General features: G+C 53.1%; 25 protein-coding genes. 18 read left to right on the top strand and 7 right to left on the bottom strand.

Features of this window, described 5'->3' with window-relative positions; translation table 11 throughout:
• The first annotated feature begins 6 nt into the window (after positions 1 to 6).
• The 5 genes from EVJ29_RS07905 (at position 7) to EVJ29_RS07885 (ending at position 5,049) form a co-directional block, all read left to right on the top strand.
• The gene (locus EVJ29_RS07905; protein WP_070328248.1) at positions 7 to 1,380 is read left to right on the top strand and encodes a PTS transporter subunit EIIC; all 1,374 of its coding nucleotides are present in this window, start codon (positions 7 to 9) and stop codon (positions 1,378 to 1,380) included.
• A 53-nt stretch (positions 1,381 to 1,433) separates the two neighbouring features.
• The gene (locus EVJ29_RS07900) at positions 1,434 to 2,486 is read left to right on the top strand and encodes a DUF871 domain-containing protein (protein ID WP_131490254.1); all 1,053 of its coding nucleotides are present in this window, start codon (positions 1,434 to 1,436) and stop codon (positions 2,484 to 2,486) included.
• Between the two features lie 57 nt (positions 2,487 to 2,543).
• Positions 2,544 to 3,047, top strand: coding sequence for a YwhD family protein (locus tag EVJ29_RS07895; protein ID WP_070328246.1), 504 nt, complete (start codon positions 2,544 to 2,546; stop codon positions 3,045 to 3,047).
• 156 nt (positions 3,048 to 3,203) lie between these two features.
• Entirely contained in the window at positions 3,204 to 4,466 is a 1,263-nt protein-coding gene (locus EVJ29_RS07890) for a dicarboxylate/amino acid:cation symporter (RefSeq protein WP_071398414.1), read from the top strand.
• A 49-nt stretch (positions 4,467 to 4,515) separates the two neighbouring features.
• A complete protein-coding gene (locus EVJ29_RS07885) occupies positions 4,516 to 5,049 on the top strand; it encodes a TVP38/TMEM64 family protein (RefSeq protein ID WP_236633460.1) in 534 nt (177 codons plus the stop codon).
• Here EVJ29_RS07885 and cls read toward each other — a convergent pair.
• The 4 genes from cls to EVJ29_RS07865 form a co-directional block, all read right to left on the bottom strand.
• The gene (cls, locus tag EVJ29_RS07880; RefSeq protein ID WP_236633458.1) at positions 5,025 to 6,518 is read right to left on the bottom strand and encodes a cardiolipin synthase; all 1,494 of its coding nucleotides are present in this window, start codon (positions 6,516 to 6,518) and stop codon (positions 5,025 to 5,027) included. The genes EVJ29_RS07885 and cls overlap by 25 nt on opposite strands.
• 77 nt (positions 6,519 to 6,595) lie before the next feature.
• Positions 6,596 to 6,946, bottom strand: a complete 351-nt coding sequence (locus tag EVJ29_RS07875; protein ID WP_131439249.1) for a hypothetical protein — start codon at positions 6,944 to 6,946, stop codon at positions 6,596 to 6,598.
• Positions 6,947 to 7,011: 65 nt separating this feature from the next.
• The gene (locus tag EVJ29_RS07870) at positions 7,012 to 8,196 is read right to left on the bottom strand and encodes a chloride channel protein (RefSeq protein ID WP_161567341.1); all 1,185 of its coding nucleotides are present in this window, start codon (positions 8,194 to 8,196) and stop codon (positions 7,012 to 7,014) included.
• Positions 8,197 to 8,293: 97 nt separating this feature from the next.
• On the bottom strand, positions 8,294 to 9,244 hold the full coding sequence (locus EVJ29_RS07865) for an EAL domain-containing protein (protein WP_201738999.1): 951 nt from the start codon (positions 9,242 to 9,244) through the stop codon (positions 8,294 to 8,296).
• Positions 9,245 to 9,449: 205 nt separating this feature from the next.
• On the opposite strand from EVJ29_RS07865, the gene speE reads away from it, so the two are divergent.
• From speE to EVJ29_RS07845, 4 genes are all read left to right on the top strand, one after another.
• Positions 9,450 to 10,289: a spermidine synthase gene (gene speE, locus EVJ29_RS07860; RefSeq protein ID WP_070328241.1), complete on the top strand. Its 840-nt coding sequence runs from the start codon at positions 9,450 to 9,452 to the stop codon at positions 10,287 to 10,289.
• The gene (gene speB, locus EVJ29_RS07855) at positions 10,286 to 11,167 is read left to right on the top strand and encodes an agmatinase (protein WP_131464648.1); all 882 of its coding nucleotides are present in this window, start codon (positions 10,286 to 10,288) and stop codon (positions 11,165 to 11,167) included. Before speE ends, speB begins: the two co-directional genes overlap by 4 nt.
• Positions 11,168 to 11,169: 2 nt before the next feature.
• Positions 11,170 to 11,538: a DUF2294 domain-containing protein gene (locus tag EVJ29_RS07850; protein ID WP_131464646.1), complete on the top strand. Its 369-nt coding sequence runs from the start codon at positions 11,170 to 11,172 to the stop codon at positions 11,536 to 11,538.
• Positions 11,539 to 11,736: 198 nt separating this feature from the next.
• A complete protein-coding gene (locus tag EVJ29_RS07845) occupies positions 11,737 to 12,687 on the top strand; it encodes a sodium-dependent bicarbonate transport family permease (protein WP_131464644.1) in 951 nt (316 codons plus the stop codon).
• 35 nt (positions 12,688 to 12,722) lie between these two features.
• Here EVJ29_RS07845 and EVJ29_RS07840 read toward each other — a convergent pair whose 3' ends face one another.
• Positions 12,723 to 13,475 (bottom strand): homing endonuclease associated repeat-containing protein, encoded by a 753-nt coding sequence (locus EVJ29_RS07840; protein WP_131457752.1) that lies wholly within the window; start codon positions 13,473 to 13,475, stop codon positions 12,723 to 12,725.
• Between the two features lie 448 nt (positions 13,476 to 13,923).
• On the opposite strand from EVJ29_RS07840, the gene EVJ29_RS07835 reads away from it, so the two are divergent.
• From EVJ29_RS07835 to EVJ29_RS07800, 8 genes are all read left to right on the top strand, one after another.
• On the top strand, positions 13,924 to 15,837 hold the full coding sequence (locus EVJ29_RS07835; protein ID WP_131464642.1) for a polysaccharide biosynthesis protein: 1,914 nt from the start codon (positions 13,924 to 13,926) through the stop codon (positions 15,835 to 15,837).
• Positions 15,834 to 16,862, top strand: a complete 1,029-nt coding sequence (locus EVJ29_RS07830) for an NAD-dependent epimerase (protein ID WP_131464640.1) — start codon at positions 15,834 to 15,836, stop codon at positions 16,860 to 16,862. Before EVJ29_RS07835 ends, EVJ29_RS07830 begins: the two co-directional genes overlap by 4 nt.
• Complete coding sequence (locus EVJ29_RS07825; RefSeq protein WP_131464638.1) at positions 16,862 to 18,205, top strand: phenylacetate--CoA ligase family protein; 1,344 nt, start codon at positions 16,862 to 16,864, stop codon at positions 18,203 to 18,205. Before EVJ29_RS07830 ends, EVJ29_RS07825 begins: the two co-directional genes overlap by 1 nt.
• Positions 18,206 to 18,229: 24 nt before the next feature.
• The gene (locus tag EVJ29_RS07820; protein ID WP_131490250.1) at positions 18,230 to 19,597 is read left to right on the top strand and encodes a phenylacetate--CoA ligase family protein; all 1,368 of its coding nucleotides are present in this window, start codon (positions 18,230 to 18,232) and stop codon (positions 19,595 to 19,597) included.
• A gap of 10 nt (positions 19,598 to 19,607) precedes the next feature.
• Complete coding sequence (locus tag EVJ29_RS07815) at positions 19,608 to 20,939, top strand: nucleotide sugar dehydrogenase (protein WP_131490249.1); 1,332 nt, start codon at positions 19,608 to 19,610, stop codon at positions 20,937 to 20,939.
• Positions 20,927 to 22,057 carry a glycosyltransferase family 4 protein gene (locus EVJ29_RS07810; RefSeq protein WP_071398401.1) on the top strand — a complete coding sequence of 377 codons (1,131 nt, stop codon included), beginning with the start codon at positions 20,927 to 20,929 and terminating at the stop codon, positions 22,055 to 22,057. The genes EVJ29_RS07815 and EVJ29_RS07810 overlap by 13 nt, the downstream gene beginning before the upstream one ends.
• A 28-nt stretch (positions 22,058 to 22,085) precedes the next feature.
• Entirely contained in the window at positions 22,086 to 22,787 is a 702-nt protein-coding gene (locus EVJ29_RS07805) for a hypothetical protein (protein WP_131504946.1), read from the top strand.
• Between the two features lie 76 nt (positions 22,788 to 22,863).
• The gene (locus tag EVJ29_RS07800) at positions 22,864 to 23,517 is read left to right on the top strand and encodes a hypothetical protein (protein WP_131504945.1); all 654 of its coding nucleotides are present in this window, start codon (positions 22,864 to 22,866) and stop codon (positions 23,515 to 23,517) included.
• Between the two features lie 27 nt (positions 23,518 to 23,544).
• On the opposite strand, the gene EVJ29_RS07795 is transcribed toward EVJ29_RS07800, so the two are convergent.
• Together EVJ29_RS07795 and EVJ29_RS07790 are read right to left on the bottom strand one after the other, a co-directional pair.
• Positions 23,545 to 24,309: a MerR family transcriptional regulator gene (locus EVJ29_RS07795; protein ID WP_131504944.1), complete on the bottom strand. Its 765-nt coding sequence runs from the start codon at positions 24,307 to 24,309 to the stop codon at positions 23,545 to 23,547.
• A 48-nt stretch (positions 24,310 to 24,357) separates the two neighbouring features.
• Positions 24,358 to 24,819, bottom strand: coding sequence for a GNAT family N-acetyltransferase (locus tag EVJ29_RS07790; protein WP_236633456.1), 462 nt, complete (start codon positions 24,817 to 24,819; stop codon positions 24,358 to 24,360).
• A gap of 220 nt (positions 24,820 to 25,039) precedes the next feature.
• Here EVJ29_RS07790 and EVJ29_RS07785 point away from each other — a divergent pair, with 220 nt between their 5' ends.
• A complete protein-coding gene (locus EVJ29_RS07785; RefSeq protein ID WP_131464630.1) occupies positions 25,040 to 26,743 on the top strand; it encodes a glycoside hydrolase family 13 protein in 1,704 nt (567 codons plus the stop codon).
• Positions 26,744 to 26,782 lie beyond the last annotated feature (39 nt).

The raw sequence follows: 26,782 nt of genomic DNA, 5'->3' as shown, positions 1-26,782 counted from the left end.
TACGAGATGAAGAAAGAAGAGGTGTTGGCGCAAGCCATACTCGAGCACGTCGGGGGAAAAGATAATATCCGCCAACTCGCGCACTGTATGACACGCGTCCGGTTGGCGTTGAAAGACCCAACGAAAGTGAACATCGATGCGTTGAAAAAAATCGACGGTGTCATGGGCGTCATCGATGACGAGACGCTGCAAATCGTCGTCGGACCTGGAACGGTCAACCGTGTCGCGGATCACTTGAGCCGTGAGACGGGGCTCGCCATCGGGGAAGAGGCAGTCGATGCGAACTTGACGCCTGACGAGCGGGCGGCCATCGAGCGTCAAAAAGTGAAAGATAAACAGAAGTCACCGTTCAAACGTTTCTTGCGTCGCTTAGGGAATATCTTCATCCCGCTCATCCCGGGACTTGTCGCTTCAGGGATCATCAACGGGGCAGCGAACTTTGCCGTCAACGCTGGTGTCGACCGGACCGAGACGTGGATGCAAATTCTGCTTGTGCTCGGGAGCACGGTCTTCGCCTATCTCGCCATCCTCGTCGGGTGGAATACGGCGAAAGAGTTCGGCGGGACGCCGGTGCTCGGAGCGATTGCCGGGGGGATTTTGTTCAACCCGTTACTCGCCGACATCGTCATCTATGGGGAAGCACTCGTCGTCGGAAGGGGTGGACTGTTCGGTGTCATCTTTGCCGCTTGGCTCATGACGTATATCGAAAAACACGTCCGCCGCTTCATGCCGGTCTCGATTGATATTATCTTTACGCCGCTACTTACGGTGCTCGTCGTCGGCTTCACGGCGCTCTATGCGATCATGCCGGTCGCGGGCGTGTTGTCAGACGGCATCATGCAAGGACTGAACGCCGTGCTTGAAATCGGCGGACCGGTAGCAGGGGCCGTCCTCGCTGGCTTCTTCTTGCCGCTCGTCATGGTCGGCTTGCATCATGGTTTGACGCCGATTCACCTTGAGTTACTGAACACCGTTGGCAACACGGCGCTCTTGCCGATCCTTGCGATGGCAGGAGCGGGACAAGTCGGGGCCGCGCTTGCGATTTTCGTGAAGACGCGCAACCAACGTCTCCGCAACATCATCAAAGGGGCGATCCCCGTCGGATTCCTCGGCATCGGCGAACCGCTTCTTTATGGGGTCACGCTTCCGCTCGGTCGTCCGTTCTTGACGGCTTGTATGGGAGCCGCGGTCGGCGGTGCGTTCCAAGCGTCGATGCAGACGGCAGCGCTCGGGATCGGGGTCTCGGGTCTCTCGCTCACACCGCTCATCGACAATGGGATGTACTTGACGTATATTGGGGGTCTCGTCATCTCGTATACGGCTGGCTTCATCTTCACGTATTTCTTCGGTTTCAAAGAAGAGATGGCGGATGGGATTTAACAACCAAGGTGGCTCTTTCGAGTCACCTTTTTGAATAGGGAGGGCTGTTTTATATGAGAGGATTATCTGTTTACTTGAGCGAACCGCTGACAGAAGCGTTCACGGTGTGGATGAAACGCATGCGTGAGATCGGTTTCACGTCACTGTTCACATCGCTACATATCCCGGAAGACGATCCATCGGTCTACACGGAGCGGTTGCGTCGACTCGGCACGCTCGCTCGACAGCATGACATGGAACTGTTCGCCGATATCGCCCCGACTTCGCTCGCCGCGCTCGGGAAGACGTGGGACGACGCCCATACGCTCATCGACTGGGGCGTGACCGGCCTCCGCGTCGATTACGGGGTGACCCCGAAACAAGTCGCCGATCTGTCGAAACGGATGACCGTCGCCTTGAACGCGAGCACGTTGACTGCTGAAGAGCTCGATGAGATGAAACAGGAAGGGCTCATGACGGACAATGTCGAAGCATGGCACAACTTCTACCCGCGCCCAGAGACCGGGCTCGACCGGCAATGGTTTGACGAAAAAAATGACTGGTTGAAACGACAAGGGTTGAGCGTGCAGGCGTTCATCCCGGGAGATGGGACGCTCCGCGGACCGCTATACGAACGACTGCCGACGCTTGAAGACCACCGGCAGCTGTCGACGTTCGCTGCTTATTTAGAGTTGACGGGGAGTGTCGACCGCATTTTGATCGGTGACCCGGGACTAGCGGATGCGACGGTTGAACAGTTCGCGTCATACGGGGACGGGATGCTCGTCCTCCGGGCCGAGGCGTATACGACAATCGAGGCGGCGCTCTACCGCGTCCAGACGAACCGGATGGACCCGGCGCGCGACGTCATCCGTTCCGTCGAATCACGGGCGTATGGTCGCCCTGGGGACCGCTTGCTCGAACCGGTTGCGGCGAAACAGCGACCGCTCGGCACGATCACGATTGACAACAGGGATTACGGGCGCTATGCTGGCGAAATGCAAGTGACGAAGACAGACCTTCAAGCCGACAAGCGGGTCAACGTGCTCGGACGTGTCATCGAAGCGGATCGTCCGCTCCTTCGTTCGGTTGGACCAGGCACGAAGTTTCGAATCGAGTGGGGCTGACGTTCGCGATTGCCACGTTCCCTCGTCTTTGTGTACAGTAGAGGGGGAGGGAATGCCATGAAAGATATCAACTTTAATATTATCGCTGACGATGCGACGGACGGCCACGGCGGTTTCGGGGTCGGATCGCTCAGTTTGAACAATATGTCGCCCGTCATCATCGACGTCGAGGCAGGTACGGCAGTGATCGACATGGGTGCGATGCACGCCAAGTCGGCAATCGAGAAACGGATCAAGTTTTTGACCGACCCGGAAGCTGTGCCGAACGGTAAACCGTATTGGATCGTCTGGGTGACGGTCGGACGCAAGCCGGAAGGGTTCTACTACGGCGGCATTGCGGCTTGTGACATGTCGATTGACTTGGAGGCGCGTCGCGGGTACAAATTGCTCCCGTATCACGTCAACCAAATGGACAAGTCGCTCAAAGGACGGATCCTCATCGATATGATGGATGCGCCGTCACGGAGCGTGCTCGCGGAGTTTCTGCAACAGCATCGTCCGGAGATTTGGGACCAGTCGACCGAACTTCATACTGAACTCGCGCGTCTCGCTGCCGAGTAAAAAGATTGGACCGTCACGGTCTCCAATCTTTTTTGTTTTCTTTTGAAGCAACTTGGGAAAATGACCGTGTTAAGGCCCGCAAATCAACCGGAATTGTAAGAAAATTTAGCATTATGCTATACTAAACGCACTGTGTAAAAAAGAAAGGGTGACACGATGAGTGAAACTAAGAAAATTTTGATTGGCCTCGCCTTAGGGGTCATCGTCGGTCTCGGCCTCGCCGGCCTATCCGGTAACGTCTACGACGTGATCAATACGTACATACTATCCCCAGTCGGGACAGTGTTTTTGAACTTGATTAAAATGTTAGTCGTCCCAATCGTCTTCTTCTCGATCATTCTCGGTGTCATGGGCCTAGGTGACCCGAAAGAGCTCGGTCGCGTCGGGTCGAAGGCGCTTCTGTTCTTCTTGACGACGACAGCGCTCGCCATCGTGCTCGCGATGGGTGTCGCTTCAATTATCAAGCCGGGAGAGCGTGGAGATTTCCCGACAACTGGATTGGAATTTGAATCGACAACGACCGAAGAATCGTCGAACATCGTCCAGACGTTCGTCAATATGATTCCGACGAACCCGATCCAAGCGCTTGCTGAAGGGAACATGTTACAGATTATCGTCTTCGCGGCGTTGATCGGGTTTGCGATGATCGCCCTCGGCGAACGTGCCAAGACGTGGCGTCGCTTTGTGAAACAAGGGGATCGCATCATGATGCATCTCATTCACTTGGTCATGAAGCTCGCCCCATACGGTGCCTTCGCGTTGATCGCCTCGGCCATCGGCGGTATCGGACTTGATGCTGTTGTCGCTATGGCATGGTACATGTTTGCCGTCGTCTTGACGTTGTTCTTACATGCGACCATCGTCTACGGCGGAGCGCTCATCTTGCTCGGTAAGATGAGTCCGGTCTTCTTCTTTAAAAACTTCTATGAAGCGATCACGCTCGCGTTCTCGACGTCGTCTTCAAACGCGACGCTCCCTGTGTCGATGGAGCTCGCCCAGACGAAGCTCGGCGTCCCGCGTTCGATCTCGTCATTCGTCCAACCGCTCGGTGCGACGGTGAACATGGACGGAACGGCCATCATGCAAGGGGTCGCGACCATCTTTATCGCCCAAGTGTTCGCCGCTGACTTGACGATCACTGAGCTCGTGACGGTCGTCATCACGGCGGTGCTCGCCTCGATCGGGACGGCTGGCGTGCCGGGTGTCGGGCTCATCATGCTCGCGCTCGTCTTACAGTCGGTCAACTTGCCGGTCGAAGGGATCGCCCTCATCATCGGGGTCGACCGTATCCTCGACATGCTCCGTACATCCGTCAACATCACGGGTGATGCGACATGTGCGGTCGTTGTAGCGAAGCTTGAAGAGAAACACCTTCCACCTGTCGACGAAGACGCGTGGGATGAAGTCGAAGCGAAATAAAACAAAGGCTGACCTCGCGGGGTCAGCCTTTTGAAATGGGGTTTGAATGATGGAATGGGAACTGCTCCCGATCCCGCTGTTTGTCGTCATCAGCATCGTCTTAAACAGTGCCATCGCCGTCGCTGGCGTGTTACCGAGCGCGTTTTTGACGGCGCTGAACGTAAAGGTTCTCGGTTTCGGTCTCGGCGTCACTGTCTCGATCATCGGTGAGGCGGTCGGAGCGGTCATCAGTTTCGTACTGTACCGACGTGCGCTACAAACGTATACGTCACCGAACGGAAAGCGCTTCAAGCGTCTCCGCGAGGCGAGCGGGGTTGAGGCGTGGTTCCTCGTCCTCGGGATGCGACTCATGCCGTTCGTCCCGTCCGGACTCGTCACGTTATCGGCCGCGTTCAGTCGGATGACGCTAACGTCGTTCGCCACGGCGAGCACGATTGGGAAAGTGCCGGCGCTCCTCATCGAGGCGCTCGCGGTCACGGCCGTGATGCGTATTGCGACCGGTTGGCAATTCGTGTTGATCGCGCTCCTCGTGCTCATCTATCTCCTCTGGCGTGTGTTTCAAAGCAACGGCGAGAAGATATGACAGAACGCCTCGATGAACCGTTTGCCGTTCGATTTTTTTCGGAGCATCGACCAGTCGACGAGAATCGACTCGTCGAAGTCTTTCAAAAACGCGTCATGCAGTTGACCGATTGATGACGTCTCGAACTGGGCGATCGTCATCTCATGATTCAAATACATGCTGCGGAAATCAAAGTTAGCCGTCCCAACGAGCGCAATCTTGCCGTCGATGAGGACGGTTTTTGCATGGATGAAATGACGATTGTATTTATAAATGCGGATGTTCCGTTTCAGCAGCTGCTCGAAATAATATTCGGTCGCATGGAAACTGAACCATTCGTCGCCTTGTCCTGGGACGACGATGCGAACGTCGATGCCGCTCTTCCCTGCTACTTCGAGCACGGCGAGCAGTTCGGGCGGTGGGATCAAGTAAGGGGTCGTGATCCAAATCGACTCTTTCGCTTCCATCAACAGACGCATCATCCCATCCCGGATCGTGACGTCCTTACCGGGAGACGTCACAAGTAGTTGTGTCGCCCCGTTCGCGTCTTGCGGTTCGTTAATGAAGTATTCCGGAAGATGTTTAGCGTCGGCGAACAGGTCCCACGTCTCGCTCTCTTCTTCGTGACCGGCGTAAAGCCAATTCTCGATGAACAGACGCTGAAGCTCCCGGACGAGCGGTCCTTCGACACGCAAATGCGTATCTCGCCAAAAACCGAGCTTCTTATGTCTGCCGAGATATTCATCGCCGACATTAAGCCCACCAGTGTAGGCGATCCGTCCGTCGAGCACGATGAGTTTTTGATGATTTCGGAAGTTGGCGTTAAAGACGAGCAGCGGATGCAGGACCGGATCGAACGCTTCGACGTGCACCCGCGACTTGCGGAGCGGCTCGAGGAAATCTTCGCTGATCTCTTGGCTGCCGAGACCGTCATAAAGAAAACGGACGGTGACGTTTTCATTGGCTCTTTTGATTAAGGCGTCGCGAATCTTCAGGGAGATCTCATCGGTCCGGAACAAATAATATTGGACGTGGATATGGTGCGTCGCTTGCTCGATGTCTTTGAGCACAGCGTCGTACTTTTCATCTCCGTTGACGAGCAGTTTCGTCGCCGTATGGCCGTCGGCACCGGTCGCGCCCATTTTTTCGAGCGCTCTCGTGAGAGGGAACCGGTCGGATACTTCATTCGTCGTCTCGACGCGGTCGGCTTCGATCGCTTGCCGGAACATGCGAATCTCGGACGATGTTCGTTTGATCCGGCGGTGGCGTTTCGGTGTCCGGCCGAACAGCACCCAGGCGAGAGCGCCGAGAAACGGGATGAACAAGACGGTGAGCAGCCAAGCGAGCTTCGCTTGCGGTTGAACTTGGTCAAATAAAATATTCCAACCGACGATGAGCGGGGCGAAAACCCCGATTAAAATTAAAAACGGAGTGAGCGTGTCAACCCAAAACAAAAAAACTAATAGTAAAACGAGACTGACTATCATCATGATCAGTTGAATGACTCGTCGCTTCAACAAAGGCACCTACTTTCTAAAACGTTTAAAACGAGGGGAGTCCCCTCGTCTTAATACAAGCTGTTTAATACGGCGTTGATCTCATTCGCGTAGCGTATGAAGAAGTACAGGTTGACAACGAGTGAGAACAAAACGAGGAAGAGAGCGAATTGTGCTTTCGTTCGATTACGGTTCCAGTAGTAAAAGACGGAAAATAAAACGGCGATACCAACGAATAGAGCGACAATTTCAACAATTCCCCAAAGGATGTCTTTCGATAAAAACATATCGACGATTGTCATGACGACAAAAAAGAATACGACAATCCCCATGAGGACCACCAAAATGGCTAAGATGATACTAATCCAATCTGAACTGACTGCATCAACTAAATTTTCAATTGCGACGTTGTATTCGTTCATAAACGATCCTCCTTTCCAGGCACTGCATAACTATTCATCCAATACCCTTTTTTTTCATACTGAAATCAATTGTGTACATTAGGATGGATGAACGCGGGAAGGGGGATTTTTGATACAATCGCCACGACTCCAAATACATAAACCCAGCTGTTCGGAGGAAAGAACAAGACGAGCAGGACGATAATCGCCAACGGTTGGCGCATAGTAGTCGCAAGCAGGGTACTCGTCGCTAAAACGACGGCAAAAGTTGGATCGAGGTCGAATGATCCGCTGAAAAAGTAGCCGAGGGTGAAAGCAGAGAAAAGCAATGGATAAATATGTCCACCACGCCAGCCGGTGGCGAGACAAAAGGCGGTAAAAAATAGCTTTAAAAAGCTAAACCATAATAGTGTATACAGCGGAATACGCTCCCAATCATTAAAATACTCTAAAATGGTCTCTTCCCCAGAGAATAAGAGGTCTGGATAAATGAGAGCCATCGTACCGATTCCGATTCCACCTGTGATTGTCAAAAACAAGATAGGTACTTGAGAGGTTAGACTCATCAAAGCATGCTCTGCTAGTAAATAAAGCCAACCAAAAACCATGCCAATCAGGATGATGAATAAAATCGACCAGTCAAGCTGAATTGACTCGATGGCGGGGAACTTGACGACAAAAGGTGGACGTTCGTCCAATCGGTTGAGGAGATAAAACGTCCCGACTCCAGCAAGAGTTGCCAGTAAGTTCAGCATCGATTGCTTTTTATGTTCAGTTTCTTCGGCTGCGAGCGCTCCAAACAATGGTGCGTTGAAAACAATCCCGAGAACGACCGCGTGCCCGACTTCTTGCAATTCACTCAGCTCGTGCCGGACATAACGGAGTCGTTCGGCAAACCAAGTCGTAAGCCCGCCGACGATTCCGATGAGAGCCGCCTCGGGACCGAGACTAGCACCACCAATCAAGACGAGAAGAGCGGTGAGCGTCGTGAATCCGATGTAGCGGTAGGTAATCCGTCCTGAGGTCTTCCTGTCTTCTAAAATTTCTGGCATCAGGCGCGGCATCGGCCCGTATCGCCGTTGTAATAGTCCGATCAAGACTCCGGCTACGAGCGGTACGAAAAAGATGTAAAAAGGGCTTTCGACTCGTTCGGGTACGGTATGCCAGACAAAGTGAATTCCTTTATAGACGACTGATAAAAAAATCCAGCTAATGAATCCAATCAATATACCGAGTATGCCTGCATAGACACTTACGATGATGGATTTCACTGATCTCCCACCTTTTTGCCCGTATCGATAAAAACTTCTGTTAGTTATCCTATCTCCCGAACGTTCTTCTCTAAAACCTAAAAAAGATGCTACTCTGTTATAAGAGTGGCATCGATTTAAGCGAAGTAACATCATCTGGTGCAGCTGGTTTTCCGAAAAAGTAGCCTTGGCCGAGATCATAACCGAGTTCGCGACAGACGTCGACCTCTTCGGCGCGTTCGATCCCTTCGGCGAGGATTGTAATGCCCATCGAGCGCGTCAATTGACGGACGTTCTTCAAGAAGGCCCGCTTCTCAGCATCTTGGTCACAGAACGAAATATACGACCGATCGATTTTGACGTAATCGGGCTCGAGCCGCTGTAACATGTCAAGCGTCGAGAAGCCGGCACCGACATCGTCGAGCGCGACTTTCATGCCGCGTTTTTTATATGTCGCGAACACGTGCTGCAAATGAGCGACGTCTTGGACTTTCTCCGTCTCGACGACTTCAAAGATGAACCGGTCGGCACTAAGCCCGTAGCGGTCGATGACTTCGAACGTGTGTTGCAGACAGTAGTCCGGGTTGTAGATCGTCGACGGCAAGAAGTTGATGAACGTCTTCTCGTGAGGTGCGACGGCGTGATACGTCGCTTTGATCGCCTCGGACCGGGCGCGTTGGTCGAGCTTCGAATGAAGTCCGAACCGGTTGGCGGCGCGGAACAGCTCTCCAGGCGAGATATTGTTCTGACTGCGGAGGAGCGCCTCGTAACCGAACCGTTCACCTGTGTCGAGATGGATGATCGGTTGCAGGTGACTTTCGAACTCCCCGTGTTGGATCAGCTCGATCGTGTCACGGTTGGCGATCTGTTCGAGCAAATCGACTGCTGGTAGAATCGGTGTTTGCTGTTTCGTGGCAGGGTTGACACAATATACATTGTCCTCGACCGAAGATAGCTTAGTCTTGAGTTCATCAAATGATTCGTATGGCTGAGGTTGGTCGTTGACGACCAACAAGCCCCGTTCAAAGAGCGGGATTGTCGTGGAGCAGGCCACGCAAGGAGACCACATAGGATCCCTCCTTTCCTGTTATAAAATACATCTATATCCAGTTTATCGGCTAAACCTCATGGAAAACTCACACATCTGGACGAATAAATAAAAAAATCGTGCAAAATGCGGACAGTTTTTGTATACTTCCTATCGTATGAATAAGAAGCGCCTCAAAACGCCACTCGCATACGAACAACTTTTTGAACAGAAAGGGGTTCTATCGATGGACCAAAAATTAAAGTTATGGTTTACGGAGCACCAGACAGAAGATTACGGGATCACGTTCCGGGTTAACCACGTTTATGAGAGCGAACAAACGGAGTTTCAACGACTAGAGATGGTCGAAACGGACGAGTTCGGTACAATGTTGTTGCTTGACGGAATGGTCATGACGACGGATAAAGACGAATTCGTCTATCACGAGATGGTGGCGCACGTGCCACTGTTCACGCACCCTAACCCGAAACACGTTCTCGTGGTCGGCGGCGGCGACGGTGGTGTCATCCGTGAGATTATGAAACACCCAACAGTCGAGAAAGCGGTTCTTGTCGACATCGACGGGAAAGTCATTGAATATTCGAAGAAATACTTGCCAAATATTGCGGGTGAGCTCGACAACCCACGCGTCGAAGTCATCGTCGGAGACGGCTTCATGCACATCGCGAAATCGGAAAACGAGTACGACGTCATCATGGTCGATTCGACTGAACCGGTCGGACCGGCAGCGAACTTGTTCACGAAAGGGTTCTACGCAGGAATCTCGAAAGCGCTCAAAGACGATGGAATTTTCGTCGCGCAGTCGGATAACCCGTGGTTCACACCAGAACTCATCCAAACGGTACAGCGTGACGTGAAAGAGATCTTCCCGATCACGAAGCTGTACACAGCCAACGTGCCGACGTACCCGAGCGGCTTGTGGACGTTCACGATCGGCTCGAAGAAGTACGACCCGCTTCAAGTACCGGCTGAGCGGTTCCACGATATCGAGACGAAATACTACACGCCAGCGCTTCACTCGGCGGCGTTCGTACTTCCTAAATTCGTGGAGGACTTGACGAAATGATCAAACGATTCGATGAAGCCTACTCAGGAAAAGTGTTTATCGCGAGCCTACCGGAAGTGACGGATGCGAAGACGGTCCTTTACGGCATGCCGATGGACTGGACGGTCAGTTTCCGTCCGGGCTCACGTTTCGGTCCGAACCGCATCCGTGAAGTCTCGATCGGACTCGAAGAATACAGCCCGTACCTTGACGGGGACTTGAACGAAGCGGCCGTCTATGACGCAGGGGACATCCCGCTTCCGTTCGGCAACGCCCAAAAGTCGCTCGACATGATCGAGTCGTTCGTCAAAGACGTCATCAAAGAAGGGAAGTTCCCGCTCGGTATGGGTGGTGAACACCTCGTCACGTGGCCGGTCATCAAGGCGATGCATGACGCGTACGGGGACGACTTCGTCATCTTGCACCTCGACGCGCACACCGACCTTCGTGACGATTACGAAGGCGAGCCGCTCTCGCACTCGACACCGCTCAAAAAAGCGGCCAACTTGATTGGGCCGTCGAACTGCTACTCGTTCGGGATTCGTTCGGGGATGAAAGAAGAGTTCGACTGGGCAAAAGAAGTCGGCTACAACTTGTACAAGTATGAAGTGCTCGAACCGCTCAAGCGCGTCCTACCGACGCTCGCCGGCAAAAAAGTGTACGTCACGATCGACATCGACGTCCTTGACCCGTCGGCCGCACCAGGAACCGGCACGCAAGAGATCGGCGGCATCACGACGAAAGAGTTGCTCGAGTCGGTCCATGCCATCGCCAACGCTGACCTCGATATCATCGGTGCCGACCTCGTCGAAGTGTCACCGGCGTATGATCAGTCAGACATGACGGCGATCGCCGCCGCGAAGATCCTTCGCGAGATGATGATCGGGTTCGTGAAGTAACGATGCCGAAAAAAGGTCAGCTCGAGATGGAACTGAGCGCCCGGATCACCCAATGGGAGAAAGAGTATCTCGGGCGCGGTTCATTAACGTGTAAGAGTGACCTGCTCCGCGATTTGGCCATCGTGACGCTGCAAGGCGTCTTGACCCCGGCCGAATATGAACTCGCCGCGAAGTCGAGTGGTCGCGAACAGTTAAAGAAATACCGCAACAACCTCGTCGAATCCGGCCGGGTCCAACTCGAGACGATCATTCATGACGTGCTCGGGAGACGGCTCGTGTCGCTCCATACGGACATCAGCACGAAGACAGGCGAACGCCTCATCGTCTTTCGGTTGGATGCACCGTGGGACGATGTGATTGACAAGGCGTGACGACATTTTTACACTAGAAGCAGAGACGCGTCAGGATTGGTGGAGAATGCCTACGGGAACTTTCCACCGCCGTCCTGAAACGGAGCTGTCAAAAACTACCCCGACAGTTGTCGGCTAGACGGAACGACCGTGTTCGAGCCGTCGGCATGCAGCGCACACCTTTCTTTGGTGTGCGCTTTTGTCGTCTAGGAGGAAACAATGGAACTATTGACGTTTTTATTGACGAGCGCCCCGGTGCTCCTGTTCGTGACGGGCGTGATTGCCGCCCTCGGAAAGTCGAATTTAAGAATCCCCGAATCGCTCAGTGTGACGCTTAACATTTATCTGCTACTCGCCATCGGGTTAAAAGGCGGCATGGGGCTCGCCGCTGTCTCGCTTGACGAGCTTGCGGCACCGCTCGCCGTGACACTCGTCCTCGGGATGGTTTTACCGCTCGTCGCTTTTGGACTCGGTCGTCTGCTCAAGTTCAGCTTTCACGAACGGATCGCCATGGCGGCGACGTTCGGTTCGGTCTCGCTCGTGACGTATGTCGCTGCGACCGCCCAGCTCGAGCGGATCGGTATCAGCTATGAACCGTTTATGACGACGCTCGTCGTCGTCCTCGAGATTCCCGGTCTCGTCGTCGCGCTCTTACTGTACAACCAGACGCGTGTGCTCGGTATCACGGCCGCCCCGAGTCAGTCGTTCACCGTCATCCGGGACAGTATGCTTTCAAAGAGCATCCTCTTGCTCATCGCCGGCCTTGTCGTCGGATTCGTCACGCCGGACACGTCGGCGCTGACACCATTCTTCGTCGACTTGTTCCCGGGCGTCTTACTCTTATTCTTACTGAGCCTTGGGGTCAAGGTCGGCCATCAGCTGAAAGACGTCCCGGCGTACGGCATGAAGTTTTTGATTGTCGGGACGATGTTCCCGCTCATCGGGGCCGTTGTCGGCTATTTTGCCGCCGGACTGGCCGGTTTGTCTGACGGGGGTACGATCTTGCTCATGACGCTCGCGGCAAGCGGCTCTTACATCGCGGCGCCGGCGATGCTCCAGGCGTCCGTCCCGGAAGCCGAGCCGTCGTTTTATTTGACGCTCGCCCTCGCTGTCACGTTCCCGTTCAATTTGCTCGTCGGTATCCCGCTGTTCATCACGATCGTCACATGACAAAAGCGCCGTCTCATCGAGAGACGGCGCTTTTGTCATGTGATGACTTGCTGTTGTTCCATACATTTCAAAGCGGCGGTCCAGCTGCCGAACAAGGCGTTGATCGTCGACGTGCTCGGCACGTTTCGTCCTTCGGCCCATTTGCGGTAGTGAAGGATGCTGAAATGGTTTAATTCATCTTTAGCGACCCGGAGCGCCTCGATGACGTCCTCCTCGTCCCATTTCCGTTTCGGTGGGGCGATATCGAGGACGAACAAGGCGTAGCTCCAGGAGCCGTACTTCCGGGCAATCGTTGCCACGGTCGGATATCCCTTCTCCTGCGCCCAGACAGCGTAGTGCTGTGAAGTGAGACGTGTCAGTTCGGCGGACGCCTCGATGAGTGCCTGAATGATGCGCTCCTCGTTATTGCGGGCCGTCGTCGTCTGCAATTTCGCTTCGCGAAGTGCGTTCGACCACGAGCCGAACCGACTGCTGATCAGCGTGAGCGACGGGGCTTGTGCGACTTTGGCCCACTCCCGATACGTTTGGCTCGTAAAGATGTCGAGCTCTTCGGCGGCCTCGTTTAACGCGGTTAAAATATCTTCGTCCGAATAATAGCGGTACATCATTTTGATTTCAGCGGCCTGAACGGCTTCGCGCCAAGAACCGAATTTGTAAATCACGGTCGAGAGGGAAGGAACGTCTTTGCTGCGGGCCCAGAGTGTGTATTGTTTCGTATCGAATTCTTTGAGTTCATTCGCTGCTTGTTGTAGGCATGAGATGATTTGCTGCTCTGTCCATCTTTTCATCGTGATGTCTCTCCTTTTTAGAAGCGCTTGATTGCTTCAAAGGTCATGGTGTGGTTGAACGATGATGGTCCTCAAGGAAAGCCCAAACGGTCGAGGGCGCGACTGCGGTTGACAACGAACATAAAAGACTCGTGACTGACGGTGTAAGCAAGTCGTGAAGAGGTCATGTGACGAGCATGCATATTTACTTACTTCTAAATTCCCCTCCTTATTGACAATTTACACCTAATTCACGACTCATATACTTTCAATATTACCCATTTAGTGCGGAAATATTCACAAACAAAAAGAAATGGCCATCATACATTCGTAAAACTGTTTGATGGCTAAATTTCGTTGCTATGAAAAAGCTATGGTTTTCTTTCAGATTGTGAATCTCGAACGGGTACTAATCTAGCATCAGCGAATAACCCGTTTACATTCGGCAATCTTTAAAGGTGGTGACAGGATGACTATTCGATTCAATCATTATCCGATGGACCGAAAAAACACGATGCTTATGATGCTCGACGTGACGATCGCGGCGGCGGCCATCTTTCTCACGTTCAAACTGTTGTTCGCTCATGACACGACCGTCTCCGGGGACACGACGAAGTTGATGACGATTTTAGCGCTGAAGAGTACAGCTCTGCTCGTCCTCGGGTGGATGACACGCGTTTATCGGATTGACTGGCGTTACGGTTCGATGCGTGAGCTACAATTGCTCGCCCTCGTGTTGCTCACGAGTGATTTAATTGTTCTCGGTGCTGCCTTGATCGTGTTAGAGAACATGTCGTATCAAGCGCTGTTCGTCCAGAGCCTGCTCGCGTTCAACGGGATGCTGTTCATCCGGATCGTGGCGAGAACCCGGTCTTTCTTCCGATTCCGGAACGCACCGCCGAGCGGGAAAGCGACACTCATCATCGGCGGTGGGGACTCAGGACAAAAGATCACGAAAGAGTTGAAAGAACATCGGACGAACGTGTTAAACGTCGTCGGTATTTTAGACGACAATCCGTTCCTGCAACGGCTCTATATCCATGGGACACCGGTCATCGGCCCGATTGATGCGCTCGAGCGGAAAATTGAAGAGCTCGGGATCGAAGTCGTTGTTCTCGCAATCCCGTCCCTGCCTTACAGCAAACGGCTGCAACTGCTCAAGCGAATCGAGAAGACGGGCGTCGAATCACACGCGTTACCGATGCTCTCAGAGCTTGCGTCCGGAAAAGTATCGATGAATGAGATCAGGGAAGTGGCGATCGAGGACTTGCTCGGACGAGAGCCGGTCCAACTCGACGTATCCGAGATCTCACATAAGCTAAAAGGCACGACCATTTTGATTTCAGGCGCTGGCGGATCGATTGGGTCTGAGCTATGCCGGCAGTTAATCAAATTCGAACCCGGTCGTCTCGTCTTGTTCGGGCATGGCGAGAACAGCATTTATTCGATTGACCGTGAACTTAAAGACTTACAAACGGAAACGGAGATTTGTCCGATCATTGGGGACGTCCAAGACCGGGCGCGGTTGATGGAAGTGTTCGAACAGTTCGAGCCTGAGATCGTCTATCATGCGGCGGCCCATAAACACGTCCCGCTCATGGAAGGGAACCCGAAAGAGGCCGTGAAGAACAACATCTATGGTACGAAAAATATGGTCGAAACCGCTGATTTGTTCAACGTCGAACGTTTCGTCATGATCTCGACAGACAAGGCGGTCAATCCGACGAACGTGATGGGCGCGACGAAACGGGTCGCCGAGATGATTGTTCAGCAACAAGCGCGTCATAGTGCGACGACGTTCTCGGTCGTTCGGTTCGGTAACGTCCTCGGCAGTCGCGGCTCGGTCGTCCCGTTGTTCAAAGAACAGATTGAACGCGGTGGTCCGATCACGGTGACACATCCCGAGATGACGCGTTACTTTATGACCATCCCCGAGGCGAGTCGGCTCGTCGTTCAAGCAAGTGTTCGCGCGAATGGCGGTGAGGTGTTCGTCCTTGATATGGGACAGCCGGTCAAAATCGTCGACTTGGCCCGACGGATGATCACGCTCAGCGGCTTCACGCTTGAGCAAATTTCGATTGAATACAGCGGAATCCGGCCGGGCGAGAAATTGTATGAGGAGCTGCTTGCCACGAGCGAACGCAGCGAAAATCAAGTGTACGACAAAATTTTTGTCGGCTGTACGCGACCGTTCAAATCGGTCGAACCAATTTTACGTACGATTGAACATCTGCTTGACCAACAAAGCGCATTGACGTCCTTCCTCTTGTTCGTCGCCAATAGCGAAATCCCGGAAGAAGTGATGGCAGATATGTTCGCGCCTCAGATCGAGCCCGTTCGGATTCGTTCGAGCGACCCCACCCAAAGGAGGAAGACGTTATGAAAAAGACTGTGCTCGTCACAGGTGTCGCAGGGTTCATCGGCTTTCATTTGGCGCGCCGGCTGTTGCGAGAAGGGCACCACGTCGTCGGCATTGATGAAGTGAATGATTACTATGATCCTCATTTGAAAGAGGCGCGTCTCTACGTCTTGACGCACCCGAACTTCAAACTGTATCGGGACTCGCTCGAGAACAAAATGGCCGTCACACGGGTGTTTGAGAAACGGAGTCCTGATATCGTTGTCAACTTGGCTGCGCAAGCAGGCGTCCGCTACAGTCTTGAAAATCCGGACGCTTATATCCAATCGAATATCGTCGGATTTTTAAACATCCTTGAGGCGTGCCGGAACTTCCCGGTCGAGCAATTGATTTATGCATCATCAAGTTCCGTGTACGGCTCGAACCAAAAGATGCCGTTCTCTGAACAGCATCCGGTCGATCATCCGCTCTCGTTATATGCGGCTTCGAAGAAAGCGAATGAACTGATGGCCCACACGTATAGCCATCTGTTCGGTCTAAAGACGACCGGACTACGATTTTTTAGCGTCTACGGACCGTGGGGAAGACCAGATATGGCGCTGTACAAATTTACAGAAGCCATCATTAAAGGTGAACCGATCGACGTCTATAACTATGGGCAAATGGCCCGTGACTTCACTTATGTCGACGACGTGATTGAGTCGATCGTCCGCTTGATGGACATTCAACCGTTCGCTGACGAAGAGTTTGACTATCACGACCCGCTCCCGGACCGAAGCGACGTCCCGTTCCGTGTTTACAACGTCGGGAATCATAGCCCCGTCCAACTGATGGATTTTATTCGGATCATCGAGAAAAAACTAGGGAAGCGAGCAATCGTGAACGAACTCCCGCTGCAGCCGGGTGACGTACCGGAAAGTTTTGCCGATTCATCGGAATTGTATGGAGCGATTGATTTTCAACCACAGACCCCGATTGAACAAGGGGTGCATGAGTTTATCGATTGGTATATCGCGTATCACCATGCATTGAAGGAGGGAATCGAGTGATGATGTCACTTCAAGACAAAATCTATGCCAACTCTCCGTTGCCGGTTCAAAACTGGCTCATCTCGCTATACGGGTTGAAGTTATACCATGAGCGTTACGGTCCCTATTACGAAAAAGAGTTGACCAAGCTTCGAAGTCGACGGCTCGTCGATCCGCAAACAGCCCAACTGAATCGGCTCAATCGGTTCCTCAAGTTCTGTCAGACGCATAATAGCTACTATCGGGACTTGTTTGACCGCCATCACGTGGAGCTGCCGCTTCTGCAACTGAGCGATTTGAAACAAATTCCAGTGCTTGAGAAAGAGACACTCCGTACCGAACCGACTATTTTCTCGGATGTTAAAGCACCAATCGTCGGGTGTACGGGTGGAACGACCGGGACGGCACTCCAAGTCCGGTTCACGGTCGAAGATTACCAAGCCCGCATGGCCCATTTGGATTACTTTAAAGAGCAGCACGGCTTTACAAAAGGGATGAAACGAGCAAGTTTCACCGATCGGATGATTTGTCCGCGCGGCCAGGAAGAGCCGGTCTATTGGCGTTATAACGCTCCGATGAAACAGATGCTCTACTCGGTCGTTCACTTTCATCCGAAAACGATCCCGGCCTACGTCGAATCATTGAACGACTTTCAACCTGACGCCCTCGACGGTTCGCCGTCCGCGATGATCGAAGTCGCCAAGTATTTAAAAGACACGGATATGCGCTTAACGTTCAAGCCAATCGCCATCTTTCCGACGTCGGAAACGTTGTCGCCATGGGGACGCGCATTGCTCGAGGAGGTTTTTGACGCCCCGGTATACGACCAATACGCTTCTTCAGAAGGCGCACCGCTCGTCACCGAATGTCAGCATGGACGGATGCACCTCCATCCGGAGACCGGCATCATTGAGGCCGGAGAGAACGGAGAAGTGCTCGTCACGAGCTTCACGACCCATGGCACGCCGCTCGTCCGTTATCGAATCGGAGATCGGATGACACTCAGCGATGAGACGTGTCCGTGCGGCCAGACCGGTACGGTCATCTCGTCGATCGATGGCCGTCAAATGAATTACGTCGAGACACCGGAAGGTTATAAAGTGTTCGAAGGCGACTTGACGGCGACCGTCGCCGTGCTGCCGAACTCGGTACTTCAAGTCCAAGTGCTCCAACATGAGATCGACCAGATTGAAATGTTGTATGTCAAAGATGAGGACCGGTTCGAAAACGAACATGAGACGATATTAAAGCAAGAAGTGGAACGACTGTTCACACCGAATATGCGAATCCGTCTTAAAAATGTGCCGGCCATCAAAAAAGAACCAAACGGAAAAATTCGGGTCGTGAAGAGACTTCACGTCTGACCCATACAAAAGGGGAGTTCGATCATGGCGATCTTCGCGTTGCGGGACGTATATTTTAAGGCGCCGATCCGCCTTCAAAACTGGATGACGTCACTTTATGGCTTGAAGTTGTCACAAGAGCGTTACGGGAAAGCGTACGAGCAGGAGCTTGCCGCACTACGCAACCGTCCGACGGATGACGCGGCCGTTCGAGCAGACCAGCTTCGACGACTCAATGACTTTTTAGCATTTTGCGAAGCGAACAATGACTATTACCGTCAGTTATTCGACGAGGCCGGCGTATCGCTCCCGCTCCACTCGATTGAAGATCTAAAACAGATTCCGATACTCGAGAAGGAAACGGTCCGCTCGACCCCGGCCATCTACTCGCACGTGAAGACAGACATTATCGGCAAGACAGGCGGGACGACCGGTGCGTCGCTCCAAGTGAAATTCACAGCAGAAGATTATCAGATCCGGATGGCCCATTTGGATTATTTTAAAGAACAACACGGCTTTAAAAAAGGGATGAAACGAGCCAGTTTCACGGGACGCGTCATTTGTGAACCGGATCAAGCGGCACCCGTGTTTTGGCGGTATAATCGTCCGATGAATCAACTACTGCTGTCGTTGTTCCATCTGACCGAGGAGAATATCCCGCACTATATCGCAGAACTGAATCGGTTCAAACCAAGCGTTCTCGATAGCGCCCCGTCCGCCATGATCGACCTGGCCTCATACATTAAAGCGCACAACATCAAACTCGACTTCCAACTGATCGCCTTGTTCCCGACGTCAGAGACGATCACGGCGTTTGGACGGTCGTTGCTTGAAGAAGCGTTCAACGCGCCCGTATTCGACCAATACGCCTCGTCCGAAGGGGCACCGATTTTGAGCGAATGCAGTCATGGACGGATGCACCTTCATCACGAGACAGGGGTCATCGAGCCTTATGGGGAGGACGGCGAAATTCTCGTCACGTGCTTTACGACCCACGGCACACCGCTCGTCCGCTACCGGATCGGGGACCGGATGAAGTTTGGGGGAGGGACTTGTCCGTGCGGTCAAGGCGGGACGTATGTCGAGTCGATCGAGGGACGGCAATCGAATTTCATCGTCACGCCAAAAGGACTCAAAGTCTATGAAGGGGATTTGACGACGATCGTCAGCGAGCTCCCGAACTCGGTCATTCAAGTCCAGTTTCGGCAGTTCGATTTGCATCACATCGAGATGCGCTACATCAAAGACCCAAATCGCTTTACCTCGTCGCATGAACAAGTGCTTCGACGGGGGTTGAAAGAGCTCGTCGGAGACGGCGTCGAGATTACGTTGACGCCGGTCAAACAAATTCCTCGAGGCCCGAACGGAAAAGTCATCGTCGTCGAAAAGTTGATGAATCAAATTTCACAATAACTGGAGGCAGATGGACATGGACAAACTCATCTCAGAATCACGGACAGCACGAAGAACCATTGCCAATCGCCATATCGCCGTCGTCGGACTCGGGTACGTCGGTCTCCCGGTCGCGGTCGCGCTCGGAGAAGTCGGAGACGTCATCGGATTTGATATTAATGAGGCCCGCATCAACGAACTGAACGGTCATCTCGACAGCACGCGAGAAGTCGAGCGGGAATCGCTTGAAATCGCCTCAGTCGCATATACGACCGACGCGTCACAGCTTGAAGAGACGGATTTTATCATCATCGCCGTACCGACGCCGATCAACGAACAAAATCAGCCGGACCTCGGTCCGATCTGTAGCGCGACGCGAACCGTCGGCAAGCACCTACGGCCGGGGGCGATTGTCGTCTACGAGTCGACCGTTTACCCTGGACTGACGGAAGAAGAATGCATCCCGCTGCTCGAACGAGAGTCGGGTCTACGGGCCGGGATCGATTTTAAAGTCGGCTATTCGCCAGAGCGTATCAATCCAGGGGACCGGGTCAACACATTCCGGACGATCAAGAAAGTCGTCGCCGCCGAGGATGAGGAGACGCTTGATATCGTCGCAGCCGTATATGAGACGGTCGTCGATGCCGGTGTGCATCGCGCTTCGTCCATCAAAGTCGCCGAAGCCGCGAAAGTGATCGAGAATACGCAGCGGGACTTGAACATCGCATTGATGAATGAACTCGCGATCATCTTCGAGCGGATGAACATCGATACGCTTGAAGTGTTAGAAGCGGCCGGTACGAAATGGAACTTCCTGAACTTCCGGCCTGGACTCGTCGGTGGCCATTGTATCGGGGTCGACCCGTTCTATTTGACGATGAAGTCTGAGATGCTCGGCTATCACCCTGAGGTCATTTTAGCCGGACGGCGCATCAACGAGACGATGGGCAGTTTCATCGCCACGTCGCTCATTAAAACGATGATCCGTCAAAACATGCCGGTACTCGGCTCACGGGTCACCGTGCTCGGCATGTCGTTCAAAGAGAACGTCAGTGATATCCGTAATTCAAAAGTCGCGACACTCGTGCGGGAAATCGAGGAGTTCGGCCTTGAGGTGCAAGTGTACGACCCGCTCGTCCACCATGAGGAAGTCGAACAAGAATACGGGATCCAAGTAAAATCGTACCATGAGCTCAAGCCGGCGGAAGTCGTCATCTACGCCGTCTCACACGATGAATTCGTGAGTGCCGGTTGGAAAATTGCCGAACGTCAGTTGAAGATGGGACGAGGGATCGTCATGGATTTAAAAGGTATCTTAAACCGAGCGACGAAGCCAGAGGAGGTCCACTTATGGCGCCTTTAAAGATCCTTCAATTCTGCGCGGTCGACGTGACCGCTGACGTCCTGTTGCGTCCGCTCATCGAGTCGCTGAAAGCCGAAGGGCACCAAGTTGATGTCGCCTGTGCCTACGGTGACCGGACGGACCGGTTGCGGGCGGAAGGTTGGGTCATCCATACGCTGCCGATCGATCGCAAATTCCATCCGAAGCGGAACGTGCAGACGATTCAAGGGCTCGTCGCCTTGCTCAGACGGGAGAAGTATGACGCGATCCATGTCCATACGCCGGTTGCGGCCGCGCTCGGACGGGTTGCGGCCCGAATCGCCCGCACCCCGCACATTCTGTACACGGCCCATGGCTTTTACTTCCATGAACGGATGAGCCGGGTCGCCTATGAACTCGTGTTTTGGCTCGAAAAATCGCTTGCCGCACTCGCGACCGACTGGCTGCTGCTCCAAAGTGAGGAAGATTATTCGCTTGCCAAGACCCGACAATTTAAAAGCGATGACCGTCTGCTTCATCTCGGGAACGGGATTGATTTGACTCGATTCCAACCGCTTGAAAAAACAGTTGACCCGAAGCAGTTAAAGTTTCTGTTCGTCGGTCGCCTCGTCAAAGAAAAGGGGATCCTCGATCTACTCGAGGCGTTTCAGGAAGTGTCTGCGCGTCATCCGGGAGCGACACTCACGATTGCCGGAGAGTTGCTGTCGAATGAGCGGGATCAAGAGACCGCCAAACTCGTTGAAGCTCACTTGGTAGACAATCCGAACGTTCATTACGTCGGATACGTCATAGACACCCCGTCTTTGTTCAACCGTCATGACGTCTTTCTGTTACCGTCTTATCGGGAAGGGCTCCCCCGTTCCATTTTAGAGGCGATGGCGTCAGGTCTTCCGGTCATCGCGACGAACATCCGCGGTTGTCGAGAAGAAGTCATTGACGGAGAGACGGGATACCTCGTCCCGGTGGCCCGTCCGCAAGCGCTCGCGGAGGCGATGGAGTCGTTCATCGAGCATTCAGATCGGATCGAATCATACGGTCGCCGAGGTCGCGAAGTCGTCGAGGAACGGTTCGATGAATCGAAAATTTTGACACGGCAAATCAATTTATTTGCGCAAATTAGCGCTCGTGAAGTGGGATGAGTCGTCGCATATAAAAGGGGGAGGCGGCATGGAAGAGAAACAAGTGATTCACCAGTTGAGGACGGCCGCCGATGACGGTCGTCTCACAATCCATATGTACCAGCAATGGCAACAAGCGAACGGCGGACCGACCGTACTCGAACTGTTAGAGGTGTATGGTTCGTGGGCGAACGTGCTGCGGCTCGTCGGGTTTGAAAACCAGATGCCGCGTTTCACGAAGTCGGAAATGTTGCGAACGCTTCGCCGGGCAGCGAAGGATCTTGGCTCGATCAATAGTGCCGATTACCGAAAATGGGCGCATGACCATGATGCTCCGACGCTCACGGAAGTTGTCATCCAGTTTGGGTCTTGGAAGGTCGCATTGATCGAGGCCGATCTACTCGGGATGATGGCAAAAGACCAAAAGATTGAAATTATTCAAGCGTTGCTCGATGCGAGCGATGAAATCGAACCATTTAATTCAACGACGTATGCGAAATGGGCGAAAGCGAACCAACGTCCGAGTATCACAAAAGTCGTTCGGCGCTTCGGGTCTTGGACGCAAGCACTTGAAGAAATCGGATTGTCGACGCGTAAAGCGTTCACGGAACAAGATATTCTATCGGCGTTGAAAGAAGCGAGTGAGGATTTGGCCGTCCTCTCGCCATGGGGTTATGAAATATGGCAAAAAAAGACGGTAAAGGACCGGCGCTTAAAGATATCCAACAGATGTTCGGTTCTTTTGACATAGCGCTTTCGGCGATGGGGCCAGAATTTACAGACCAGACAGACGATGACGCTTCAAAGAGAGGGAAGGAGGAGGGCTTATGACGCGTCCGATCGTCTTATGTATCGGCGAGGATCCGACTTCGACTTATGTGTACCAGGCGATCCGGAATCTCGGGGTGACCCATGTGATCAAAGAAGACGGTCCGGCTGAAGTGCGGCCCGACTCGATCAACGAGTGGATGCGTCAATCATACGTTCGCTTTATGTCACCGCTCATGTGCCGATTCAGTCGTCAGCGCGTCCGAGAGTTACAAGCACGTTATCCGCTGAACGACAATCCGATTCCATCGCATCATCTGTTGCGTGTCACGTCACTGAATGACGCCCGAACGATGATGTGGCTTGATCGCTTACAACCACAACTCGTGATCTTGCACGAGACCGGACCCGTCGACATGAGCCGACTGCACCGTCGTGACTGTCCGATTTTAACGGTCAGCCCTTCGATGGCCAAAGGACAACTTGAAGCGTACTGGGCGTTTCGCGCTAAGCCTGACGTCTGTGAAGTGAGAATCGAACAATGGGGCGACAGAGGCTGGACTGTACTCGATCGGTCCGTCCTGTATGTCGGTGGCACCGATAACTTTGCGACGTATCCTTACCTTCAACTTGTGACGGCACTGCCGCTTTTGCGTCGTCAAATTGAATCGATGCTCGAAGAGGACGTATATGATCGACGGACGGCAGAGTAAAGGCCAAAGCGAGTTCGCTTTGGCCTTTCAGCTATTTTTGATGCAGTAATGTTGGATTGCGTCGTTATAGTAGACGGCAAGCCCGGTCGCGTACTTGTCGTAAAACATCGTGAACCGCTCATCCATGACATACATGTGCCCGAGTCCACTGAACATGTCGAATGAACAGTCATAGAAATTAGCATTGATGAACTGATGGTTCGCCTTGACGACGGCTTGGACACGTTCGTCTTCAATCGGTACGTCCGCTCGGAACAGGTCGACGAGCGGTTTGACGAGATTCATCTGTTCTTGGCTGAGTGTTTCCCAATCATCTTTCGAGCGTTGGTTGGCACGCTCGAAAGATGATTGGTACGCCTCGCTGTCGCCCCAACGGTCTTGTACTTCAGTCTCATGTTTTGCTTCGTGTGCCTTGAGTTCGTCAAACGACAGTCCGTTGAACAATGCGTTGTCTTCCATGGGAAGTCCTCCTTTGAGTGAGGTGAGTGTCGCCTCGGCCGTGTCGGCGAGCATATCAAAATAAGCCGCTTTCTCGCGCAACGCTGTGACTTGGCGCTCGAGCGTCTGAGCCCGGTCGAACGAATCGGCTTCAAGTAAGTGTTTGATCGCGTCGAGTGAGAAGTCGAGCGACCGATAGAACAGAACCGTCTGCAAACGGTCGACGTCATGTTTTGCATAGCGGCGATATCCATTGTCGTCGCGCAGCGGTACAAGCAGACCGATCGCGTCATAATGCCTTAGTGTCCGTTGCGTCGTCCCGGCGAGCTTCGCGAGCTGCTGAATCGAATACATAAGCCTCACCTCCTTGAATTCAGCGTAAAGCGTGACGTCACGTCAAGGTCAAGCTTGTTTTTCAAATAAGGAAAAACCGTCGCGTTCGCCGACGTAGCTGAAGCCGAAGCGAAGATAATAGTCGTTCAAAAATCCGTTCGTCGCGACACAGTCGAGCCGGATCCGTTTTGCCCCGGCCATTGCCTGACGCATCAATTGAGTACCGATTTGTTTTCCTTTATGGCGCGAGTCGACGACGAGGCGATGCACGTAGACGGCTGTGTCGGCGTCGTTCCATAAGTTCTCGTCCCACGACGTCGGCGGGATCAGACTGACCGCCCCGATGATGGTGTCGTTCTCTTCATATACGTACACCGTCCCGTTCGTGACGTCATACGTCACAGTATCGGTCCGACTCGGCTTTAAATATTTTTGCCATTGCGTTTTTCCGGCTGCTTTAAACTCCATCGCTTTCGTTAGAATAAGCGTATCGATGGGAGATACATCGGCCACGGTGGCCAAACGAATCATATGAGTCGCCTCGCTTTCAATTGGTTTTCAAATCGTGTAGGGTACACGGTGAGCAAGCTATTTAAAACTTCTTTGTGTCGGCGAATGATTTTTGGTAAGATAAACTTACTGTAATCGTGCAAACGATTGCGCTAGCCGTAAGAAGAAAAAATAGCACTGATATTAGGATAAGTATATAGGATGCGCAGTAAGTTTAGAGACAAGGGAGTCTTATTGAGATATGCAACTTTTACAACGTGACCAACAGACAAAAACTTTAAAACGAAATTGGTGGAAAGAAGCCGTCGCCTATCAAATCTATCCGCGCAGTTTTTACGACGCGAACGGTGACGGGATCGGTGACATTCAAGGCATCATCGACAAACTCGATTATTTGAAAGACCTCGGCGTCGACGTCATCTGGATTTGCCCGATGTACAAGTCGCCGAACGACGACAACGGTTATGACATTAGTGACTATGAGGACATCATGGACGAGTTCGGGACGATGGCAGACTTTGACCGTCTCTTGGAAGAAGTCCATGCGCGCGGCATGAAGCTGCTCTTGGACCTCGTCGTCAACCACACGTCAGACGAGCATCCGTGGTTCATCGAATCGAAGAGCTCGAAAGACAATCCGAAGCGTGACTGGTACATTTGGCGCGACGGGAAGCCCGACGGTTCGAAGCCGAACAACTGGGAGTCGATCTTTGGCGGCTCGGCTTGGGAGTTCGACGAGACGACCGAACAGTATTTCTTGCACGTCTTCTCGAAGAAACAGCCGGACCTCAACTGGGAGAACGCTGAGATGCGCCAGACGATATACAACATGATCAACTGGTGGCTCGAGAAAGGCATCGACGGTTTCCGCGTCGACGCCATCAGCCATATCCGTAAACACCCGTCGTTCGGCGATCTTCCGAACCCGGAAGGCCTCGACTTCGTGCCGTCGTTCGAGATGCACATGAACGTCGACGGTATTCACGGCTACCTGGAAGAACTCCGTGACGAGACGTTCAACAAACACGACATCATGACGGTCGGTGAAGCGAACGGCGTCTCGCCTGACGACGCCCACCTTTGGGTCGGTGAGAAGGACGGCAAGATGAACATGGTGTTCCAATTCGAGCATATGGGTCTTTGGCGTGAAGACGCCGAGTCGAAACTCGACGTCGTCCATTTGAAGAACGTCTTGACGAAATGGCAAAAAGGCCTCGAGGCAGACGGCTGGAACGCCTTGTATGTCGAGAACCACGACCAGACACGGACCGTGTCGTCATGGGGCGACGATGAGCGTTACTGGAAAGAGAGCGCCAAGTCGATCGCGATGATGTATTTCCTCATGCAAGGGACACCGTTCATCTATCAAGGCCAAGAGATCGGGATGACGAACGTGAAGTTCGATTCGATCGACCAGTACGACGACATCGCGACACGTAACCGTTACTATATCGGACGTGAGCACGGCAAGAGCCATGAAGAGATGATGGAGATCACGTGGAACTCGTCACGTGACAACACACGGACGCCAATGCAATGGAGCGACGCCGCGAATGCCGGCTTCACGTTCGCCGAGAAACCGTGGTTCGGCATCAACCCGAACTATCCGGACATCAACGTCGACGCGCAGCTCGAGGACGAGGATTCGATCCTCAACTTCTATAAAGAGATGATCCGTCTCCGGAAAGACGACGAGACGTTCGTCTACGGCAAGTACGATATCGTCTTGCCGGAACATCCGGAGATTTACGCCTACACACGGACGCTCGGTGACACGCAATACCTCGTCATGTCGAACTTGACGGGCAAAGAAGCGATCTTCGCGACGGATATCATGCTTCGTTCAGACGACGTCGTCTTGAAGAACATGCCGCTCGACGCGCATGATGAGACGATGCTCCTCCACTTGAAGCCGTTCGAAGGACGCGTCTACAAGTTGAGCTGACTCAAAGACAGGGGAAACCCTGTCTTTTTTGTGGTGTGA

It is taken from the genome of Exiguobacterium sp. SH4S7, from assembly GCF_004336795.1.
In the GTDB taxonomy this organism is placed as follows: domain Bacteria; phylum Bacillota; class Bacilli; order Exiguobacteriales; family Exiguobacteriaceae; genus Exiguobacterium; species Exiguobacterium aurantiacum_A.
This window is presented reverse-complemented; position numbering and strand designations above follow the sequence as displayed.

Coding starts and splice junctions, on each gene's coding strand:
- EVJ29_RS07905 (WP_070328248.1), top strand. CDS start 7: ATGAAGAAAGAAGAGGTGTTGGCGCAAGCCATACTCGAGCACGTCGGG.
- EVJ29_RS07900 (WP_131490254.1), top strand. CDS start 1,434: ATGAGAGGATTATCTGTTTACTTGAGCGAACCGCTGACAGAAGCGTTC.
- EVJ29_RS07895 (WP_070328246.1), top strand. CDS start 2,544: ATGAAAGATATCAACTTTAATATTATCGCTGACGATGCGACGGACGGC.
- EVJ29_RS07890 (WP_071398414.1), top strand. CDS start 3,204: ATGAGTGAAACTAAGAAAATTTTGATTGGCCTCGCCTTAGGGGTCATC.
- EVJ29_RS07885 (WP_236633460.1), top strand. CDS start 4,516: ATGGAATGGGAACTGCTCCCGATCCCGCTGTTTGTCGTCATCAGCATC.
- cls (WP_236633458.1), bottom strand. CDS start 6,518: ATGATGATAGTCAGTCTCGTTTTACTATTAGTTTTTTTGTTTTGGGTT.
- EVJ29_RS07875 (WP_131439249.1), bottom strand. CDS start 6,946: ATGAACGAATACAACGTCGCAATTGAAAATTTAGTTGATGCAGTCAGT.
- EVJ29_RS07865 (WP_201738999.1), bottom strand. CDS start 9,244: ATGTGGTCTCCTTGCGTGGCCTGCTCCACGACAATCCCGCTCTTTGAA.
- speE (WP_070328241.1), top strand. CDS start 9,450: ATGGACCAAAAATTAAAGTTATGGTTTACGGAGCACCAGACAGAAGAT.
- speB (WP_131464648.1), top strand. CDS start 10,286: ATGATCAAACGATTCGATGAAGCCTACTCAGGAAAAGTGTTTATCGCG.
- EVJ29_RS07850 (WP_131464646.1), top strand. CDS start 11,170: ATGCCGAAAAAAGGTCAGCTCGAGATGGAACTGAGCGCCCGGATCACC.
- EVJ29_RS07845 (WP_131464644.1), top strand. CDS start 11,737: ATGGAACTATTGACGTTTTTATTGACGAGCGCCCCGGTGCTCCTGTTC.
- EVJ29_RS07840 (WP_131457752.1), bottom strand. CDS start 13,475: ATGAAAAGATGGACAGAGCAGCAAATCATCTCATGCCTACAACAAGCA.
- EVJ29_RS07835 (WP_131464642.1), top strand. CDS start 13,924: ATGACTATTCGATTCAATCATTATCCGATGGACCGAAAAAACACGATG.
- EVJ29_RS07830 (WP_131464640.1), top strand. CDS start 15,834: ATGAAAAAGACTGTGCTCGTCACAGGTGTCGCAGGGTTCATCGGCTTT.
- EVJ29_RS07825 (WP_131464638.1), top strand. CDS start 16,862: ATGATGTCACTTCAAGACAAAATCTATGCCAACTCTCCGTTGCCGGTT.
- EVJ29_RS07820 (WP_131490250.1), top strand. CDS start 18,230: ATGGCGATCTTCGCGTTGCGGGACGTATATTTTAAGGCGCCGATCCGC.
- EVJ29_RS07815 (WP_131490249.1), top strand. CDS start 19,608: ATGGACATGGACAAACTCATCTCAGAATCACGGACAGCACGAAGAACC.
- EVJ29_RS07810 (WP_071398401.1), top strand. CDS start 20,927: ATGGCGCCTTTAAAGATCCTTCAATTCTGCGCGGTCGACGTGACCGCT.
- EVJ29_RS07805 (WP_131504946.1), top strand. CDS start 22,086: ATGGAAGAGAAACAAGTGATTCACCAGTTGAGGACGGCCGCCGATGAC.
- EVJ29_RS07800 (WP_131504945.1), top strand. CDS start 22,864: ATGACGCGTCCGATCGTCTTATGTATCGGCGAGGATCCGACTTCGACT.
- EVJ29_RS07795 (WP_131504944.1), bottom strand. CDS start 24,309: ATGTATTCGATTCAGCAGCTCGCGAAGCTCGCCGGGACGACGCAACGG.
- EVJ29_RS07790 (WP_236633456.1), bottom strand. CDS start 24,819: ATGATTCGTTTGGCCACCGTGGCCGATGTATCTCCCATCGATACGCTT.
- EVJ29_RS07785 (WP_131464630.1), top strand. CDS start 25,040: ATGCAACTTTTACAACGTGACCAACAGACAAAAACTTTAAAACGAAAT.